Here is a 20,124-nt window from a genome sequence, read left to right as displayed (position 1 = left end):
ACCGAAATTGCGGCAATGGCCGTTGATGAAGTACCCACTATGCAAGACACACGCCAAATGAGTCCAGCCGCCGAACGGCGTATTGATGGCCCGACCGATGCCGGGGACGACACTTCGGTCGATTTGCCGGGAGAACAGGCCTTGCAGCGCGTGGTCAAGGTGCGGCGTGACTACAACACCTGGGTGGGCAGCGAGACGCTGGAAGACTACGCCCTGCGCTTCACCCCCCGGTCTTTCCGGAAATGGAGCGAATGGCGGGTGGCCAACACGGCCTTTGGCGCTGCATCCTTTTTGGTATTGGAAGCCGTGGGCGCCACCTTGATGGTGGAGCACGGCTTCATCAACGCCTTGTGGGCCATCCTGGCCACCGGTTTGATCATCTTGCTGGCCGGTTGGCCCATCAGCGTGTATGCCGCCCGCCATGGTGTCGACATGGACCTGCTGACGCGCGGCGCGGGCTTTGGCTACATCGGCTCCACCATCACCTCGCTGATCTACGCCACCTTCACCTTCATCTTCTTCGCGCTGGAGGCCGCGATCATGGCCTATGCGCTGGAGCTCGCCTTCGACATCCCGCCCGCCTGGGGCTATTTGATCTGTGCGGTGGTGGTGGTGCCGCTGGTCACCCACGGGGTCACCGTCATCAGCCGCTTGCAGGTGTGGACGCAACCGATCTGGCTGGTGATGTTGGTGCTGCCCTACATCTACGTGTTCAAGGCCAATCCGCATGTGCTGAGCGACCTGGTGGGCTACGGCGGTGCGCAGGGCGAGGCGCCGGGTTTCAACCTCATGTCATTTGGTGCGGCCATGACGGTGGGCGTGGCCCTGATCACGCAGATGGGCGAGCAGGCCGACTACCTGCGCTTCATGCCCGAGCAGCAACCCAAGCACCGTGTGCGATGGTGGTTGAGCGTGTTCCTGGGTGGGCCGGGCTGGGTGATCCCGGGCGTGCTCAAGATGCTGGGCGGCACGGTGCTGGCCTACTTGGCGCTGAGCCTGTCGGTGCCAGCCGACCGCGCTGTCGACCCCAACCAGATGTACCTGCTGGCCTACGAGACGATGTTCTCGAACCTGAGCTGGGCGGTGGCGGCCACCTGCCTGTTCGTGGTGATCTCGCAGCTCAAGATCAATGTCACCAACGCCTATGCAGGGTCGCTGGCCTGGTCCAACTTCTTCGCGCGCATCACACACAGCCACCCAGGGCGCGTGGTCTGGGTGGTGTTCAACACCATGATCGCCTTGATGCTGATGGAGTTGAACGTGTTCCAGGCGCTCGGACGGGTGCTGGGCTTGTATTCCAACATCGCCATCGCCTGGATGATGGCGGTGGTGGCCGACCTGGTCATCAACAAGCCCATGGGCTGGTCACCCAAGGGCATCGAATTCAAGCGTGCCTACCTTTATGACGTGAACCCGGTGGGCGTGGGCGCGATGAGCGCGGCCTCGATCCTGTCGGTGACGGCCTACCTGGGGTGGCTGGGGCCGATGGCGCAGGCCTTCTCGGCGCTGATTGCCTTGGTCACCGCCCTCGTCACCTCGCCGTTGATCGCCTGGTTCACGCAGGGCCGCTACTACATTGCCAGGCAGGCCGAGCCCAAAGCACCCAGTTGCGAGACCTGCCCGTCCGGGCAAGGCATGAAGGGCGTCTACCGCTGCACCGTGTGCGAGCGCGAGTACGAGGGCGAAGACATGGCCCATTGCCCGGCCTACCAGGGCTTCATCTGCTCGCTGTGCTGCTCGCTGGACGCGCGGTGCCACGACCTGTGCAAGCCCGAGGCGCGGTGGTCCGTTCAGTGGCGGGCCGTGGGGCAAAAGCTCTTGCCCCCTTTCATCTGGCGCCACCTGGACACCGAGCTGGGCCACTTCATGCTGTTGATGGGCGGGCTGGTGCCGGCCCTCGCGCTGTTGTTTGCCCTGATCTTCAACCACGAGTTGCGGGCCTTGGATCAGCCTGCCACCTTGGGCCTGGTCGACGCGCTGCAAAGCGGCTTCCTCAAGGTGTTTGCGGTGCTGCTGGTGATCTCGGGCGTGGTGGGTTGGTGGCTGGTGCTGGCGCACAAAAGCCGCAAAGTGGCGCAAGAAGAATCCAACCGCCAGACGCATCTGCTGGTGCGGGAAGTGGAGTTGCACCGCCGCACCGATGAAAAGCTGCAGCAGGCCAAGCGCACCGCCGAGCAGGCCAACCAGGCCAAGAGCCGCTACATCTCGACCATCAGCCACGAGTTGCGCACGCCGCTCAACAGCATCCTGGGTTATGCGCAATTGCTGGACGAAGACCAGCGCCTGCCTGAGCACGCCAAGCATGGCATCGAGGTGATCAAGCGGGGCGGCGACCATTTGCTGTCGCTGATCGAAGGCACCCTGGACATCGCCCGCATTGAAAGCGGCAAGCTGACGCTGGACGTCAAGCCCATGCGCCTGTTCGAATCCCTGCAGCAGATCATCAACATGCTGCGGCCGCAAGCCTTGAGCAAGGGTTTGATCTTTGATGTGGAGCTGGACGCGGCCCTGCCCGAAGTGGTGCGGGCCGACGAGCGCCGTGTGCGCCAGATCCTGTTCAATGTGCTGGGCAACGCGGTGAAGTTCACCTCGCAAGGCAGCGTGAAGTTCCGCGTCAGCTACGCGCGTGAAATCGCCTTGGTGGAGGTGATCGACACCGGCCCGGGCATCCCGATCGACGAACTGGAGCGGGTCTTCGAGCCTTTTGCACGTGGCTCTTCCGTGGCGGGCTCGGCGGTGGCAGGCACCGGCCTGGGTCTGACCATCAGCAAGATGCTGACCGACCTGATGGGCGGCGAAATGAAGGTGAGCAGCGTGGAAGGGCAGGGCACGGTCTTCCGCATCCGCCTGTTCTTGCCTCAGGTGCGCCTGACGCACGCCGACCGCTCGGTGCCCCTGGGCGTGCGCACCGGCTACGTGGGTGATCGCCGCCGCGTCTGGGTGGTGGACAACGAAGAAGCCGACCGAGGCCTGCTGGTGCGCATCCTCGAACCCTTGGGCTTTGACGTGACGCCGCTGGCCTCTGGCGTGGAATGCTTGTCTTTGCTGCGCAGCTGTCCACAGGCGCAAGAGCCCCATGCCGTGTTCATGGACCTCGCCATGCCGGGCATTGACGGTTGGACCACCATCCGCACCATCAAGCAAGAAGGTTTGAGCCGCGCCCCGATCGCCATCGTGTCGGCCAACGCCTTTGACAAGGGCATGGACAACGACGTGGGCATCACCTTTGAAGACTTCATCGTCAAGCCCGTGCGCATGACTGAGCTGCTGGACTGGCTGGGGCGGCGCTTGACCCTGCAGTGGATCGAGGCGCAACGCCCCGTTGTCAGCAAACCCTTGCTGGACACGGTCGCGCAAGGCGCAGGCGAGGGCACCCAAGTGCTGCCATCACTCAAAGCCCTGCAAAGCCTGGAAGAGCTGATCGACGCTGGCTATGTGCGTGGCGTGCACAAAACGCTGGACCAGATCGCCGCGGCCGAGCCCCAATGCGAGGTGTTTGTGCAGCACATGCGCCACCTGGCCAAGCAGTTCCAGCTCGATGCCCTGGCCGATGCCGTCAGGCGGGCCCTGGTGCAGTTCCATGCACAATCGCGGCCATGATCCCGATGCTTGACCGACTCGACCGCAGCCGTACCGATGTCGTGCTCATCGTGGACGACGTGCCCGACAACCTCTCCCTGTTGCACGACGCGCTGGACGAGGCGGGCTACACCGTGCTGGTCGCCACCCATGGCGAAGCCGCCCTGCAGCGTGCCAGCCAATCCGTGCCCGACATCATCTTGCTCGATGCCCTGATGCCCGGCATGGACGGGTTCGAGGTGGCACGGCGCCTGAAAGCGCAGCCCGAAACCAGCCACATCCCCATCGTCTTCATGACCGGCCTGACCGAGACCGAGCACGTGGTGGCCGCCTTCGAAGCCGGGGGCGTGGACTACGTCACCAAACCGATCCGGCCCCGGGAAGTGCTGGCCCGCATCGTCTCGCACATGGCCAGTGCCCGGCAGGCACGCCAGGCCCGCAATGCCCTGGATGCCTTTGGTCACGCGTCGATGACGGTGCGCCTTTCCGACGGCAGGGTGATGTGGCAGACGCCTTTGGCGCGAAAGCTCCTGCAGCAGTATTTCGAGACGCCCGAGACCGTGGCGCCCGATGAGCTGGTGGTGTGGCTGCGCCAGGTTACGCCCAGTGCGCTGGCCGACATGGCCACTGGCAAGCCGCCGCAGCCCTGGCTGGTTCAGCAAGGCGGCAGGCGCCTGAGCTTTGCCCTGCACGAACCCACGGGTGACGACAACTGGTTGCTGGTGATGCGCGAGACCTCGGACGAGGCCGCCATTGAAGCCCTGACCCAGGAACTCAAGCTCACGGCCCGCGAGGGCGAGGTGCTCTACTGGGTCGTCAAGGGCAAAACCAACCGCGACATTGGCGACATCCTGGGCACCAGCCCGGCCACCGTCAAAAAGCAGTTGGAACATGTTTTTGCCAAGCTGGGCGTCGAAACCCGCACGGCCGCAGCCGGACTGGCGATGAGCCGGGTGGGTCAGCTGAAAATGCGCTGAGACGCCCACACGCCCCCGCAAGGTGTGATCAATTGGCCGCAGAAGGGTGTTTCCGCTATTGCCAGCTCAAGTCGGCTCGGTACACTGATCTGCACTGAGGCCTGGGACCCTGTCCCGATTGGAAAGGGCTGCAGATGTCGGGTTTTCCCGGTGTTGATCTGATCGAGGCCGAAGGGCAACTCTGGTTGCAGCACCGGCCCATGCCTGATCGCCCCGCCTTGACTGTCGCGGTGGCTAAGGATTTGATTGCCCAAGCCGGGCATGCCGATTGGTTTTTGCTGGACAACGAACTGCATCAGGCGGTGAGTCGGTGCGCCAGTGAAGAGTCCTTCAAGGTGGCCATCGCTGAGCGGCGAGACGCCAGCTTCGAGTTAGAAATCGCGCCCGATGCCATGTGCGCCTGGGTGACGGTGACACCAGCGCGGGGCGGCAGCCTGCTGAATGCAAACGACGTGGTGCAGGCCTTGGCTCAAGCTGGAGTGCTGTTTGGTGTTGACGAAGCAAGCTTGCAGCAGGTGTGCACCTCGCCCGAAGGTGGCCGTGTGGTGGCCGCCCTGGGCAAACCGGCCCGCCATGGCGAAGACGCGCGCTTCGAGATGCTGGTCGATGTCACGCGCGACCGCAGGCCCAAAGTGGGGGCCGACGGCTTGATCGACTTTCGTGAATTGGGCGACATCCCCGTGGTCGAGGCTGACCAGGCCTTGATGAGAATCATCCCCGAGACGGCGGGTTTCCTGGGGCGCAACATCAACGCTGAGGTGCTTGAGCCGGTGCGTGGCCAACCGGTGGCTTTCGCGGCCGACCTGCCTGGCGCCAAAGTAGACGCCCAAGATCCCAAGCTCTTGCGTGCCGTGTTCGCGGGTCAGCCGGTGCGCGTTGGCGATGGCGTCATGGTCGAGAAAGTGGTTTTCTTCAACGGCGCCAGCATCGCCTCGGGCAACATCACGTTTGATGGCACGGTGCAAATCGAAGGCGACGTTCTCACCGGCATGAAGGTGCAGGCCAGTGGCGACATCATCGTGACGGGAACCGTGGACGGCGGGCACCTGGAGGCTGGTGGCAGCATCAGGGTGGGTGGGGGCATCATTGCGCTGGCCACTGCGCGCGCTGGCGATTCAGTGTCGGCCCGATTTGTCGAGCATTCCCAGGTGGACGCGGGTGTCGGCATCGCCATCGACAGCATGGCTTTGCAAAGCCAATTGCAGGCGGGCAATCAGATCATCGTAGGCACTCAGTCCCCGCAGCGCGGCCGCCTTGTGGGGGGATCTGCCCGCGCCATGATGCTGATCCGCACACCTTTGCTGGGCGATCCGTCCAGCACCGTCACCCAGGTTCTGGTGGGCGTCAACCCCGTGCTGGAGGCCGAGTACCAGGAGGTGCTGGGGCTGATTGCCAAGCAGAACCAGGAAGAGGAAAACCTCAGCAAGCTGGTTCAGCACCTGACCCGTCAGGGCGACAAAACGGGCGTGCTGGACCGGGTGCGCTCCACCTGGGCGCAGGCGCTGCAGGCCTTGGGCTTGTTGCTGGTGCGCAAGGATGATTTAGACAAGAGGATGGCCTTGTTCGCCAACGCGCGTGTCGAGATTGGCGCGGGCGTGTCGGGCGCGGTGGACTTGGCCTTTGGCAAGACGCAACGCCGCTTGCGCCGCACTTATGACATTGGGTACTTTTCCATCGACAAAGGCCTGGTCCTGTTCACCACGCCGGATGGGGATGCCTTGGTGGTGGACGGTTGATTCACACCGGAGGATAGCGCCTGATCAGACCGCGCTCAATGCGGCTGGAGCAGGCGCCGAGGGTCTGCTGATGCGCTGCCGACAAGGCTCCCCAGCGGTCTTCAAATGCGAGGCGGCATCGGGCGAAGGCGGGGCCCGATCCGGCCAGCACAACGCAGTTGTCGCCATCATCGGTGGCCACCGCCACCGCGTGGCCGCCAAAGCATCGCTCGATGCGCTGTGTCAGCTCGCCGCAGCGGGGCATTTCGGCGTGCAGGTTGACCACGAGCATGCCCTCTACACTCAGCGCGGCCTTGCAGGCGTCGTAAAAAACGCGTGAGCACAGGGCCTCTGGCTGGCCTTCGCCGGTGAAGCCATCCACCATCAACACGTCGTAGCGTTGCTGGGCTTGAGCCACGAAAGCCACGCCATCGGCGCAGATCACGCGGAAGCGCTCACTGTCTGCCGGGATCAGGAACTCGTCCCGCAGGGCGATCACCTCAGGGTTGATTTCAACGGTGGTGATGTCGACCTTCGGCAGGTGCTGGTGGCAGTACTTGGGCACCGAGCCTCCGCCCAGGCCAATCATCAGCATGGAGGCGGGGCTTGGGTTGAACAGCAGGAATCCCATCATCGCCCGGGTGTAGTCCAGGATCAGGGCGGTGGGGTCGTTGCGCCGCATGCAACTCTGGAGCAATGGTGAGTCCAGGCTCAGCGACAGGGTCTGCCGGTTCTTGTGGATGAAGGGGGACTGCTGTGACACGATGGGAGAAGTCTCTCACACGCCACGAATGCGCCTCTGATACGCCATGTGGCGTATTCCTGGAAAACAAGCGGCTGGGCACACTGGGTTCACTGATTCCCAAACCCCACTTGTTGTCTACCAGGAGCTTCATCCATGAACATTTCTCGTCGCAATGCCACCCAATCGCTGACGGCCGTCGCTTTGGGCGTGGTCGGCCTGCTCGTCGGTTCCCTGGCCCATGCCGCCGACACGATCAAGGTCGGCGTTCTGCATTCGCTGTCGGGCACCATGGCCATCTCGGAAACCGTCCTGAAGGACGTGGCCCTGATGGCCATCGATGAAATCAACGCCAAGGGCGGCCTGCTGGGCAAGAAGCTGGAACCCGTGGTGGTTGACCCGGCTTCCAACTGGCCCCTTTTCGCTGAAAAGGCCAAGCAACTGATCAGCCAGGACAAGGTCGCCGTGACCTTCGGCTGCTGGACCTCGGTGAGCCGCAAGTCGGTGCTGCCGGTGTTCAAGGAACTGAACAGCGTGCTGTTCTATCCCGTGCAGTACGAGGGTGAAGAGCTGGAAAAGAACGTGTTCTACACGGGCGCCGCGCCCAACCAGCAAGCCATCCCCGCTGTTGAATACCTGATGAGCAAGGACGGTGGCAGCGCCAAGCGCTTCGTGCTGCTGGGCACCGACTACGTCTACCCCCGCACCACGAACAAGATCCTGCGCGCCTTCCTGAAGTCCAAGGGCGTGAAAGACGAGGACATCATGGAGGAGTACACCCCCTTCGGTCACTCGGATTACCAGACCATCATCGCCAACATCAAGAAGTTCGCGGCCGGTGGCAAGAAAACCGCCGTGGTCTCGACCATCAATGGCGACTCGAACGTGCCTTTCTACAAGGAACTGGGCAACCAGGGCCTGAAGGCGTCGGACGTGCCAGTGGTGGCCTTCTCGGTGGGTGAAGAAGAACTGCGCGGTGTGGACACCAAGCCCCTGGTTGGTCACCTGGCCGCCTGGAACTACTTCATGTCCATCAAGAACCCGACCAACGCCGAGTTCATCAAGAAGTGGTCGGCCTATGCCAAGGCCAAGAACATCGCTGGCCACAAGGACAGGCCTTTGACCAACGACCCGATGGAAGCCACGTACATCGGCATCAACATGTGGGCCCAGGCCGTCAAGAAGGCTGGCAGCACCGACACCGACAAGGTCATCGCCGCCATGGCTGGCCAGACCTTCAAGGCACCTGGTGGCTTCACCTCCACGATGGACGCCAAGAACCACCACCTTCACAAGCCCGTCTTCATCGGCGAGATCAAGGCCGATGGCCAGTTCAAGGTGGTTTGGAAGACCCCCGGCCCCGTCAAGGCACAACCCTGGAGCCCATACATCGCCGGCAACGACGTGAAGAAGGACGAGCCAGAAACCAAGTGATGCTTGGTGCCGCCCGGTGCTGTCGAGCACGGGCGGTTTGATTTTCGAAGCAAAGCGGTTCGCCCCGTTGGGGGGTCACCCAACGGGGCGATTTTCTTGTCCGCTGTCTATTGTAAAAACGACTGGAACCAAGCTGTGAAACGATTTGACGCAGCACGCAAGCTGGGGCTGGCCATGTTGGTCACCCTCGGTTGCATGACGAACCCTGCCCACGCGCTGACTGCCGAAGAAGCCCATGCGGTCTCGGCCGGCGACAACGATGCCCGCATCCAGGCATTGCAAAAACTCATCCCCAAGAACGACGCGCGCCTGCCCATCCTGGTCCAGGCGCTGTTGAACGACAGCGTCAAGGTCTCTGGCGAGAAGGCCTACATCATTGAAGACGACAAGGTGTTGGATGCGGCCACCGGCCAGCCCACCACCTTGCCCGAAGACGCCGAAGACGTCACCAACAACGGCCGCATGAGCGGCGAGCTGGAGGCCGTGCTGGCCGTGGGCAAGCTCTTGTCGCCCGATGTGGCCGTGCGCGCCGAGGCCATCAAGACCATCGCGCAGAGCGTGGACGAAGCCAAGCTGCCCATGATCGACAAAGCCCTGGCGGCGGAGGCCGATCCCAAGCTCAAGATCCAACTGCAAAACCTGCGCGCCAAGGCCTTGCTGAGCGGCACCGACGCTGCCAAGCGCATTGAAGCCGCGCAAGAGTTGGCCGCCAGCGCCGACCCCGAAACCCAAGCCTTGCTGATGGAGCGCCTGCAGGATGGCGTGGAAACTGATCCGCAGGTGAAGATTGAGGTCAAGAAGTCGCTCGACTCCATCGCCAGCCGCCTGGCCTGGGGCGACCGCGCCGGTGTGCTGTTCACCGGCATCAGCCTGGGCTCCATCCTGCTGTTGGCCGCGCTGGGCCTGGCCATCACCTATGGCCTGATGGGCGTGATCAACATGGCCCACGGCGAGTTGATGATGATTGGCGCTTACGCCACCTACGTCGTGCAGAATTTGTTCCGCGACCACCTGCCCGGTGCTTTCGACTGGTACATCCTGGCGGCCGTGCCGGCTTCGTTCATGGCGGCGGCCCTGGTGGGCGCGGTGCTGGAGCGCACGGTGATCCGCTTCCTCTACGGCCGCCCGCTTGAAACCCTGCTGGCCACTTGGGGGATCAGCCTGGTGTTGATGCAGGCCGTGCGTGGTCTGTTTGGTGCGCAGAACGTTCAGGTTGAGAACCCGGCGTGGATGTCCGGCGGCTTCAACGTGCTGAGTAACCTCACGCTGCCCTACAACCGTTTGGCCATCATCGCCTTCGCTGGTTTGGTGCTGCTGGGCATGACCCTGCTGATCGCGAAGACGCGCATGGGCTTGTTCGTGCGCAGCGTGACGCAGAACCGGCCCATGGCCGCTTGCGTGGGCGTGAACACCGCCCGGGTCGACACCATGGCGTTCTCGCTGGGTGCAGGCATCGCAGGCCTGGCTGGTTGCGCCTTGTCGCAGGTCGGCAATGTGGGCCCCGACCTGGGTCAGAACTACATCGTGGATTCGTTCATGGTGGTGGTGCTGGGCGGCGTGGGGCAGATCGCGGGCACCGTCTACGCCGCCATGGGCCTGGGCATTTTCAACAAGCTGCTGGAAGGCTGGGCCGGCGCGGTGCTGGCCAAGATCATGGTGTTGATGTTCATCGTCGTCTTCATCCAGAAGCGTCCCCAAGGTTTGTTTGCCATGAAGGGCCGGAGTGCCGAAGCATGAGTGCCGTGTTGAAACCATCCCTCCTTTCCCCGGCCGTGACCGTGCCCCACAGCGCCTTGGGCATCAAGGGCTGGAGCAGCGTCATGGTGGCCATCATCGTGGTGTGCCTGCTGGTACCGGTGCTCAACCTGATGGTGCCGGTGGATTCCGCCTTCCACCTGTCGGACTACGCCGTCGGCCTGATCGCCAAGATCATGTGCTACGCCATTTGCGCCTTGGCGATGGACCTGATCTGGGGCTACACCGGCATCCTGTCGCTGGGCCACGGCCTGTTCTTTGCGCTGGGCGGCTATGCCATGGGCATGTACCTGATGCGCCAGATTGGCCGCGATGGCAGCTACAAGTCCGATCTGCCCGACTTCATGGTCTTCCTCGACTGGAAAGAAGTGCCCTGGCACTGGGCCTGGAGCGAGTCCTTCGTCGGCCAGATGCTGCTGGTGATCCTGGTGCCCGGCCTGCTGGCCTTCATCTTCGGCTTCTTCGCCTTCCGTTCGCGCATCAAGGGGGTGTATTTCTCGATCATCACCCAGGCCATGACCTACGCGGCCATGCTGCTGTTCTTTCGCAATGAAACCGGCTTTGGTGGCAACAACGGCTTCACCGATTTCAAGCGCATCCTGGACATCCCGCTGGCCCAGCCTTCCACGCGCATGGTGCTGTTCATCCTCACCGGCATGACGCTGATCGGCTTCTACCTGATGGCCCGCTGGTTGGTGAACACCAAGTTCGGCCGCGTGCTGCAAGCGATCCGCGATGCCGAGAACCGCGTCATGTTCTGCGGCTACAACCCGCTGGCCTACAAGCTCGCCATCTGGACCTTGTCGGCCGTGATGTGCGGCATCGCTGGTGCTTTGTACGTGCCCCAGGTGGGCATCATCAACCCGGGTGAAATGTCGGCCGCGGCGGGCATCGAGATCGCCATCTGGACGGCGGTGGGTGGTCGTGCCTCGTTGATTGGGCCCATCGTGGGTGCTTTCTTCGTCAACGGGGCCAAGAGCTGGCTCACGGTGGCCTACCCCGAGTTCTGGCTGTACTTCCTGGGTCTGCTGTTCATCCTGGTGACCCTGTTGCTGCCGCAAGGCATCGTCGGTGGCCTGAAGAAACTGTTCAACAAAAACGCACCGGAGACCAAAGTATGACGCCCGATCTGATGGAAGCCGGGGTGCAAGCCCTGAACAAGGCCAAGGGCCTGCCTGTGTTGAGCGAATCTGGCGGCCGCGAGGTCAGCTACGGTCGCGTGCTGGTGCCCGACCAGGTCGATCTGGCCCACGGTTCGATCCTTTATGTGGACGACATCACTGTGAGCTTCGATGGTTTCAGGGCGCTGAACAAGCTGTGCTTGAACATCGCGGCGGGCGAGATGCGTTGCATCATCGGCCCCAACGGCGCGGGCAAGACCACGATGATGGACGTCATCACGGGCAAGACCAAGCCGGATTCCGGGTCGGCCTTCTTTGGCTCGACCATCGACCTGCTGGCCATGCGCGAGAACGAAATCGCCCGCATCGGCATCGGCCGCAAGTTCCAAAAGCCCACGGTGTTCGAGCAGCTCAGCGTGTTCGAGAACCTGGAGCTGGCCTTGAAGGCCGATCGCCGCGCCCGCGCCTCGGTGTTCTTCAAGTTGAACAGCGAACAACTCGACCGCATCGGCGAGATGCTCAAGCTGATCCACCTGCGAGACCAGGCCCAGCGCACGGCTGGCTTGCTGTCGCACGGCCAGAAACAATGGCTGGAAATCGGCATGCTGCTGATGCAGGACCCCAAGCTGCTGCTGCTGGACGAGCCTGTGGCGGGCATGACCGACGAAGAAACCGAACGCACGGCCGAACTGTTCCTGTCGCTGGAAGAAGAGGGTTCGCACTCGCTGGTGGTGGTCGAGCACGACATGAAGTTCATCAACGAATTGACCACGCAAGGCAAGAACGCCGCCCGGAAAAAGGTGACGGTGCTGCACGAAGGCTCGGTGCTGGCCGAAGGCACGCTGGCCGATGTGCAGGCCAATGACAAAGTCGTCGAAGTCTATTTGGGCCGCTGAGCAAACCTATGTTGAATGTTGAACAAGTCAATCAGTACTACGGCGGCTCTCACATCCTGCGTGGCCTGGGTTTCGAGGCCAAGCTGGGCGAGGTCACGGTGGTGCTGGGCCGCAATGGTGTTGGCAAGACCACCTTGCTGAAAAGCCTGATGGGCGTCGTCTCCATCAAATCCGGCTCGATCAAGCTGGATGGGCAGGCCATCGACAAGCTCAAGCCCTACGAGCGCGTGCGGCTGGGCGTGGGCTATGTGCCGCAGGGCCGCGAAATCTTCGGCCGCCTCACGGTCGAAGAAAACCTGCAGATGGGGCTGGCCAGCAAGCCGGGCAGTACCCCCTTGCCCGAGCAGTTGTTTGAGCTCTTCCCCGTGCTCAAGCAGATGTTGCACCGCCGCGGCGGTGACCTGTCGGGCGGGCAGCAGCAGCAGCTGGCCATTGCCCGCGCGCTGGCGGCAGGCCCCAAACTGCTGATCCTGGACGAGCCGACCGAAGGCATCCAGCCCAGCATCATCAAAGACATCGGCCGCGCCATCCGCAAACTGGCCGACGAGGGATTGAACGGCCAGAAGATGGCCGTGGTGCTGGTGGAGCAGTTTTACGACTTCGCCGCTGAACTGGCCGACCAATACCTGGTCATGGAACGGGGCGAAATCATCAAGCGCGGCCGAGGGGCGGACATGGAGGCCGATGGTGTGCGGCAACTGATGTCGATCTGATGACCCCGTCGGCCGGACGCGTTCGCGCTGGATTCAGCGTCGACGGTGGCGGCTAACGACACCGGCCACGCCCAGCAGGCCCAGCGCTTGCAACGCCAGGGTGCCTGGTTCGGGCACCGGACCGGTCAGCGCCAGGCCCTGGGCGGCCCCGACTGTGAGCCTCAACTCTCCGGTCTTGGTCGCGTTGCTGGCATTGGTCAGCACCAGGTGGAAATCGCTCACCTGGTTGACCTCACTGTTCAACTGGACGCCGGCATTGCTGAAGGTGTAGGACTGTCCCCGGTAGTTGTAAAAGGTGTCGAAGTCGCTGAGATCCAAAAAACGGATGCCGCCGTTGATGCTGGCCTGGGTGCCGACTCGCAGGTTTCCGGTGCCGCTGAAAAGCCCGTTTGTGAGGGGCTGGATGGCGGCAGCGTCCAAGGTCGTGGCCATGTCCACATCGACAAAGAATTCAACCTTGGTGCCGGGCGACAGGGTGAAGGCCGCATCACTGATGCCTGACGTGCTGGCACCCTGGGAGTAGTAGGTCAGCAGGTTGTTCGGGTAAAGCGCCAGGAGATTGTTGACATTCTGTGCATCAATGGCGCTGTGAGCGGATTGCCCGTCGATGGTTTTGGTTGCGCTGGCGTTCACGCCGCCAACGCTCAGGGATCCGGTGTTTTGCGGGCTGAAGGGCAGCCCCGTCAGATCGAGGCGCTGGAGCGCGCCCGAAAGCGTTTCGTTTCCATTGGAAGTGATGTTGCTGACAAGCAGCACCGTGGAGAGCTGGCCTGGATACGAGGGCCCCGTGAAAACCAAGTTGGGGGCGATGCCATCGTTCGGGTTCAGGTCGGTCAGCTGGTAGCGCAGATTGGTCAGTTCGACCCGGGCTTCCGCGACGGGCGCGGCCATGACCTGTTGCGAAAGGGCGGCCAGCATGGCCAGAACAGGCATGGATTGAACGATGGCATGGCGCATTTTGTGTGTTCCCTGATTGTGATTGCATGACGGTCGCTTGTGCGCAATTGAAATAGAGCACGCGACGTGACCCATTTTACGACAGAGCCGCAGGAGGCCGATATCAGGGATCACACCCTACGGCGTTAATGGCCAGAGCTCAGCGGTTAGACTCTGGCCTCTATTTTTCTTCCAGGACAGTTGAAAGGATTTGCCATGCCTGTCACCACCACCCCTTCCGGCCTGCAATATGAAGACACCGTTGAAGGCGAGGGCGAAGTCGCTCAGGCCGGCACTTACGTTTCCGTGCACTACACCGGTTGGTTGTACGAAGGTGGCGTCAAGGGGGCCAAGTTCGACTCCAGCAAGGATCGCAACGATCCCTTCGAGTTTCCGCTCGGCGCGGGTCATGTGATCCGTGGCTGGGACGAGGGTGTGCAAGGCATGAAAGTGGGCGGCACGCGCACCTTGGTCATCCCGCCCGAGCTGGGCTACGGTGCCCGTGGCGCTGGCGGCGTGATCCCCCCCAATGCCACCTTGCTGTTTGAAGTCGATCTGCTGGCGGTCTGATCAATCATGTTTGCCCCCAGTCAGGACCAGGTTCGGCGGTTTTTCTGCGAGGCGTGGGCCAAGCACGAGGCCGGGCAGGTTCTGACCCCGCTGGAATTGCAGGCCACCGACTGGGCGGCCCAGCATCCCGAGTACCACACTGACCTCGCCGATGCCGAGTCAGCGGTCAAGGCGGTGTATGCCGTGGAAGGCGGGCGCACCAACCCCTTTCTGCACCTGTCCATGCACTTGTCGATCACCGAGCAGGTCAGCATCGACCAACCGCCGGGCATCCGTGCGGCTGTGCAGCGTTTGGCGCAAAGCCGGGCTTCGTTGCATGACGCTCATCATGAAGTCATGGAAGCTTTGGGGGAGATGGTGTGGAACTCCCAGCGTTCCGGCTTGCCATTTGACGGCCCAGCCTACATCGACCGCGTGCTGACGCTCGCCAGCCGCTGACCTCCATATTCCCCCCTGTCTTTGGCGGTCAAAGCTGACCTGCCGGCATTGCTGCGCGCTGCACTGGATGAAATATGCCAAATAAGTCACGAAAATCACGTGCCTTATCTACTCAAATAGCCCGCTTACTTGTGACTTATGCCGCCTATATCGGGGGTTGAATGCAGTTAAGCGTAAGGCTCTGGACGGTACACTTGAAGTGTTACCAACTGTTCAACTGGGCTTGTCATGCCGATCCTGAGTCAATCCGCCGGTACCGTCGTCGCTGTTTGGGGCAAGGCGTTTTATCACCTGCCCAATGGCAAGCTCGTGCCGGTCAAAGTTGGTGACCACATCGAGGGGGGGGAGGCGATCCTGACGAGTCAGGACGGCATCGTCAAAATCACCTCCGATGACGGCCCCACGGTGTTGCTGAAGGCCAAGCTGGCCGCTGCCGACACCGACAAGGTCATCACCGGCCTGAACAACGACGAGTTGGATTTCAACACCGCCGCCGGCTTGCAAGGCGGCGGCAGTGGCGGATTGCTGCCTGGCCTGCGCGTTGACCGGGTTTCCGAAGCCGTCACTGGTCAGGAATACCAATACAGCACAGAACGCGGTGCCCCCACGGCACCGCTGGCCTCGGCCGAACAGCCTTTGTATCCGGCAGCCGAGGACACGACACCGCCAGCCATCCTGACGGCCCAGTTGGACCCCTCGTCCGACAGCGGCACCAAGGGCGACGGCATCACCAACGACGCCACTCCGACGATCAGCGGCACGGGCGACCCTGGCGCGCAGATCAAGGTGACCATGCCTGGCACGAATGAAGTGCTGACCACCACGGTCCTGCCCAACGGAACCTGGACGGTCACGCCCACGCAAAACATCCCCAACGGCACGACGGGCCTGGTTCAGGTCACTGAGACCGATGCGGCTGGCAATGCCACGCAAACCACGGTCCCTCTGAGCATTGACACGAGCGTGCCCAACAACGGCGCTGCGCCGACTGTGACGATCACGGAAGACGCCAACAACGACGGCTTCATCAACAAGGCCGAGTTGACCGGCAACGTGGATGTCAAAGTGGCGTTCACGCCAGCGCAAGTGAGCGTAGGCGATGTGGTCAAGGTCACCTCCGGTGGCGTGACCAATGAAGTGAGCATCACGGCGCAAAACAAAGCCAATGGCTTTGTCGCCACGAGCTTCACCGCGCCCGCCAACGGCACGACGATGACGGTGATCTCGCACATCGAAGATGCTGCCGGCAACCGCAGTGCCACCGGCAGCGATACCGCCAAGCTGGACCTGAGCACGCTGACTGGGCTGAGCATCAGCCTCACCACCGATGCGAATGACGATGGCTTCATCAACCAGAGCGAACTGGCAGGTGCCCAGACGGCCGATGCACGGGTCAAGCTGCCGAGTGACGCCGTGGCTGGCGATTTGCTGACCGTCACCAGCACGGGCAGTGCGCCACAAACCATCACGCTCACCCAGTCGCACATTGATGCGGGCCAGGTGCAAGTGAGCGTTGTCGCTCTGGCCAGTGGCACTGATCTGGTGGTCACAGCCCAAGTGAGCGATGCGGCGGGCAACCAGTCCGCCGTGGTCAGCGACCATGCCGTCATCGCGACCGATGACATTTTGGCGCCCAAGGTCACTATTGGCGAAGATGCCAATGACGACGGCTACATCAACAAAGTGGAGCTGAACGGCAACATCGACGTCTCAGTGGCCCTGCCTGCCACGGCCAAGGCGGGCGACAGCCTGCTGGTCAGCGCCAATGGCGCCGCGCAAACGCCAATCGTGCTGACACAAGCCGACATTGACAAGGGCAGCGTGTCCGTGCCTGGCATCACCAACCCTGGCGAAGGCAGCACCTTGACGGTGACGGCCCAAGTCAAGGACGTGGCGGGCAACCTGGGTGCCACCGGCACCGACAGCGCGGTCATCGACACCACACCTCCGTCAGTCCTGACCGCGCAGCTGGACCCCGCTTCCGACAGCGGCACCAAGGGCGACGGCATCACCAACGATGCCACGCCCACGATCAGTGGCACAGGCGACCCCGGCGCGCAGATCAAGGTGACCATGCCTGGCACTGGCGAAGTGCTGACCACCACCGTGTTGCCCAACGGCACCTGGACGGTCACACCCACGCAAGACATCCCCAACGGCACGACGGGCCAAGCCCAAGTCACCGAGACGGATGCCGCAGGCAACACCACGCAAACCACCGTCCCGCTGAACATCGACACGGGCGTGCCCAACAATGGCGCAGCGCCCACCGTGACGATCACGGAAGATGCCAACAACGACGGCTTCATCAACAAGGCCGAGCTGAACGGCAATGTGGACGTCAAGGTGGCCTTCACGCCAGCGCAGGTGAGCGTGGGCGACGTGGTCAAGATCACCTCTGGTGGCGTGACCAATGACATCGTCATCACGGCGCAAGACAGGGCCAACGGCTTTGTCAACACGACCTTCACCGCGCCCGCCAACGGCACGACGATGACGGTGAACTCTCACATCGAAGATTCGGCGGGCAATGTCAGTGCCACCGGCAGCGATGCCGCCAAGCTGGACCTGAGCACGCTCACGGGTCTGAGCATCAGCCTCAGCACCGATGCGAACGACGATGGCTTCATCAACCAGGTCGAGTTGGCGGGCGGCAGCCAGGTCACGGCACAAGTCAAGTTGCCGGTTGATGCGGCCGCAGGCGATGCGCTGAGCATCACGGCCACCGGCAATGCCCCGCAAACCATTGTCCTGACGCAAGCGCAAATCGACGCGGGCCAGGTGCAAATCAGCCTGACGGCTCCGACCAGTGGCACCGATCTGGTGGCCACGGCGCAAGTGAGCGATGCGGCGGGCAACCAATCTGCGGTGGTCAGCGACCACGCCATCATCGCCACCGACGACATCTTGGCACCCAAGGTGACCATCACCACGGACGCCAACAACGACGGCTACATCAACCAAGCCGAACAAGGCGCCAGCAGCGCCATCGGCGTGCAGATCGACCTGCCCGGCACAGCCAAAGCGGGCGACAGTTTGCTGGTGAGCATCAACGGTGCCAACCAGGCGCCGATCGTTCTGACGCAGGCTGACATCGACAACCACAGCGTGGCCATTCCTGGCGTGACCAGCCCAGGCGATGGCGGTACCTTGACGGTGACGGCGCAATTCAAGGATGTGGCGGGCAACCTGGGTGCCACGGGCACTGACAGCGCCAAAATCGACACAACGAGCTACACCGGCCTGGGCATCAGCATCACCACCGATGGCAACAACGACGGCTACATCAGCAAGGCCGAGTTGACCGACAACACCATCGGCGTGCGGGTCACCCTGCCAGCCGGGGCTGCCGCAGGCGACACCCTGAGCGTGACTGGCTCGGGCAATGTGGCGCAAGTGATCACCTTGAGCGCTGCGCAACTGTCTGCTGGCTTTGTGGACCTGAAATTCAACCCCACGGCCGACAACACCGACTTCGTGTCCACGGCCAGCATCGTGGACGCGGCGGGCAATAGCGCAGGACCGGTTATCGACGCTGCCCGCCTGCAACTGGGCGTGCCTGGCGCGCCCATCGTCACGATCGGTGAAGACAGCAACAACGACGGCTTCATCAACAAGGCCGAACTGAGCGGCAACATCGACGTCTCGGTGGCCCTGCCTGCCACGGCCAAGGCGGGCGACAGCCTGCTGGTCAGCGCCAATGGCGCCGCGCAAACGCCAATCGTGCTGACACAAGCCGACATTGACAAGGGCAGCGTGTCCGTGCCTGGCATCACCAACCCTGGCGAAGGCAGCACCTTGACGGTGACGGCCCAAGTCAAGGACGTGGCGGGCAACCTGGGTGCCACCGGCACCGACAGCGCCATCATCGATACGACACCGCCAGCCATCCTGACCGCGCAACTGGACCCCGCTTCCGACAGCGGTACCAAGGGCGACGGCATCACCAACGATGCCACGCCCACGATCAGTGGCACAGGCGACCCCGGCGCGCAGATCAAGGTGACCATGCCTGGCACTGGCGAAGTGCTGACCACCACCGTGTTGCCCAACGGCACCTGGACGGTCACACCCACGCAAGACATCCCCAACGGCACGACGGGCCAAGCCCAAGTCACCGAGACGGATGCCGCAGGCAACACCACGCAAACCACCGTCCCGCTGAACATCGACACGGGCGTGCCCAACAATGGCGCAGCGCCCACCGTGACGATCACGGAAGATGCCAACAACGACGGCTTCATCAACAAGGCCGAGCTGAACGGCAATGTGGACGTCAAAGTGGCCTTCACCTCGGCCCAGGTCAACATCGGCGATGTGGTCAAAGTCACCTCCGGTGGCGTGACCAATGACGTGACGATCACGGCGCAAGACAAGGCCAACGGCTTCGTGAGCACCAGCTTCACGCCAGCCGCCGAAGGCACGACCATGACGGTGACCGCCCTCATCGTGGACACCGCTGGCAACAGCAGTGCGCCCGGCACTGACAGCGCCAGGATCGACACAACGAACTACACCGGCCTGGGCATCGCCATCACCACCGATGGCAACAACGACGGCTACATCAGCAAGGCCGAGTTGACCGACAACACCATCGGCGTGCGGGTCACCCTGCCAGCCGGGGCTGCCGCAGGCGACACCCTGAGCGTGACTGGCTCGGGCAATGTGGCGCAAGTGATCACCTTGAGCGCTGCGCAACTGTCTGCTGGCTTTGTGGACCTGAAATTCAACCCCACGGCCGACAACACCGACTTCGTGTCCACGGCCAGCATCGTGGACGCGGCGGGCAATAGCGCAGGACCGGTTATCGACGCTGCCCGCCTGCAACTGGGCGTGCCTGGCGCGCCCATCGTCACGATCGGTGAAGACAGCAACAACGACGGCTTCATCAACAAGGCCGAACTGAGCGGCAACATCGACGTCTCGGTGGCCCTGCCTGCCACGGCCAAGGCGGGCGACAGCCTGCTGGTCAGCGCCAATGGTGCGGCCCAAGCTCCGATCTTGCTGACGCAAGCCGACATTGACAAGGGCAGTGTGTCCGTGCCTGGCATCACCAACCCTGGCGAAGGCAGCACCCTGACGGTGACTGCCCAAGTCAAGGATGTGGCGGGCAACCTGGGTGCCACCGGCACCGACAGCGCCATCATCGACACCACACCTCCGTCAGTTTTGACCGCGCAACTGGACCCCGCTTCCGACAGCGGCACCAAGGGCGACGGCATCACCAACGATGCCACGCCCACGATCA

General features: G+C 62.8%; 13 protein-coding genes. 11 read left to right on the top strand and 2 right to left on the bottom strand.

The window, feature by feature from the left end:
• The first annotated feature begins 39 nt into the window (after positions 1-39).
• The 3 genes from PSV38_RS19490 to PSV38_RS19480 all read left to right on the top strand — a co-directional run bounded on the left by PSV38_RS19490 (position 40) and on the right by PSV38_RS19480 (position 6,292).
• Positions 40-3,600 (top strand): ATP-binding protein, encoded by a 3,561-nt coding sequence (locus tag PSV38_RS19490; protein ID WP_300550470.1) that lies wholly within the window; start codon positions 40-42, stop codon positions 3,598-3,600.
• Positions 3,597-4,556, top strand: a complete 960-nt coding sequence (locus tag PSV38_RS19485; protein ID WP_300550469.1) for a response regulator transcription factor — start codon at positions 3,597-3,599, stop codon at positions 4,554-4,556. Before PSV38_RS19490 ends, PSV38_RS19485 begins: the two co-directional genes overlap by 4 nt.
• Before the next feature lie 134 nt (positions 4,557-4,690).
• The gene (locus PSV38_RS19480) at positions 4,691-6,292 is read left to right on the top strand and encodes a FapA family protein (protein ID WP_300550467.1); all 1,602 of its coding nucleotides are present in this window, start codon (positions 4,691-4,693) and stop codon (positions 6,290-6,292) included.
• A 1-nt stretch (position 6,293) separates the two neighbouring features.
• On the opposite strand, the gene PSV38_RS19475 is transcribed toward PSV38_RS19480, so the two are convergent.
• Positions 6,294-7,034 (bottom strand): fused MFS/spermidine synthase, encoded by a 741-nt coding sequence (locus PSV38_RS19475; protein WP_300550465.1) that lies wholly within the window; start codon positions 7,032-7,034, stop codon positions 6,294-6,296.
• A gap of 135 nt (positions 7,035-7,169) precedes the next feature.
• Here PSV38_RS19475 and urtA point away from each other — a divergent pair, with 135 nt between their 5' ends.
• The 5 genes from urtA to urtE all read left to right on the top strand — a co-directional run bounded on the left by urtA (position 7,170) and on the right by urtE (position 12,932).
• Positions 7,170-8,447 carry an urea ABC transporter substrate-binding protein gene (gene urtA / locus PSV38_RS19470; protein WP_300550463.1) on the top strand — a complete coding sequence of 426 codons (1,278 nt, stop codon included), beginning with the start codon at positions 7,170-7,172 and terminating at the stop codon, positions 8,445-8,447.
• 174 nt (positions 8,448-8,621) lie between these two features.
• On the top strand, positions 8,622-10,184 hold the full coding sequence (gene urtB / locus PSV38_RS19465) for an urea ABC transporter permease subunit UrtB (protein ID WP_300550634.1): 1,563 nt from the start codon (positions 8,622-8,624) through the stop codon (positions 10,182-10,184).
• Positions 10,185-10,267: 83 nt separating this feature from the next.
• Positions 10,268-11,323 (top strand): urea ABC transporter permease subunit UrtC, encoded by a 1,056-nt coding sequence (gene urtC, locus PSV38_RS19460; RefSeq protein WP_300550632.1) that lies wholly within the window; start codon positions 10,268-10,270, stop codon positions 11,321-11,323.
• A complete protein-coding gene (urtD, locus tag PSV38_RS19455) occupies positions 11,320-12,219 on the top strand; it encodes an urea ABC transporter ATP-binding protein UrtD (protein WP_300550461.1) in 900 nt (299 codons plus the stop codon). The genes urtC and urtD overlap by 4 nt, the downstream gene beginning before the upstream one ends.
• 8 nt (positions 12,220-12,227) lie before the next feature.
• On the top strand, positions 12,228-12,932 hold the full coding sequence (gene urtE, locus PSV38_RS19450) for an urea ABC transporter ATP-binding subunit UrtE (protein WP_300550459.1): 705 nt from the start codon (positions 12,228-12,230) through the stop codon (positions 12,930-12,932).
• A gap of 33 nt (positions 12,933-12,965) precedes the next feature.
• On the opposite strand, the gene PSV38_RS19445 is transcribed toward urtE, so the two are convergent.
• The gene (locus PSV38_RS19445; RefSeq protein ID WP_300550457.1) at positions 12,966-14,003 is read right to left on the bottom strand and encodes a PEP-CTERM sorting domain-containing protein; all 1,038 of its coding nucleotides are present in this window, start codon (positions 14,001-14,003) and stop codon (positions 12,966-12,968) included.
• Positions 14,004-14,084: 81 nt separating this feature from the next.
• On the opposite strand from PSV38_RS19445, the gene PSV38_RS19440 reads away from it, so the two are divergent.
• The 3 genes from PSV38_RS19440 to PSV38_RS19430 form a co-directional block, all read left to right on the top strand.
• The gene (locus PSV38_RS19440) at positions 14,085-14,438 is read left to right on the top strand and encodes an FKBP-type peptidyl-prolyl cis-trans isomerase (protein ID WP_300550455.1); all 354 of its coding nucleotides are present in this window, start codon (positions 14,085-14,087) and stop codon (positions 14,436-14,438) included.
• A gap of 6 nt (positions 14,439-14,444) precedes the next feature.
• Positions 14,445-14,876 carry a DUF1841 family protein gene (locus PSV38_RS19435; RefSeq protein ID WP_300550453.1) on the top strand — a complete coding sequence of 144 codons (432 nt, stop codon included), beginning with the start codon at positions 14,445-14,447 and terminating at the stop codon, positions 14,874-14,876.
• 228 nt (positions 14,877-15,104) lie between these two features.
• On the top strand, positions 15,105-20,124 hold a 5,020-nt coding region (locus PSV38_RS19430), incomplete at its 3' end, for an Ig-like domain-containing protein (protein ID WP_300550451.1).

Origin of the sequence: Aquabacterium sp. (assembly GCF_029946005.1) — a bacterium.
Lineage (GTDB): Bacteria > Pseudomonadota > Gammaproteobacteria > Burkholderiales > Burkholderiaceae_C > Aquabacterium.
The sequence above is the reverse complement of the archived record's forward strand: the minus strand, read 5'-3'. Positions and strand labels throughout refer to the sequence as shown.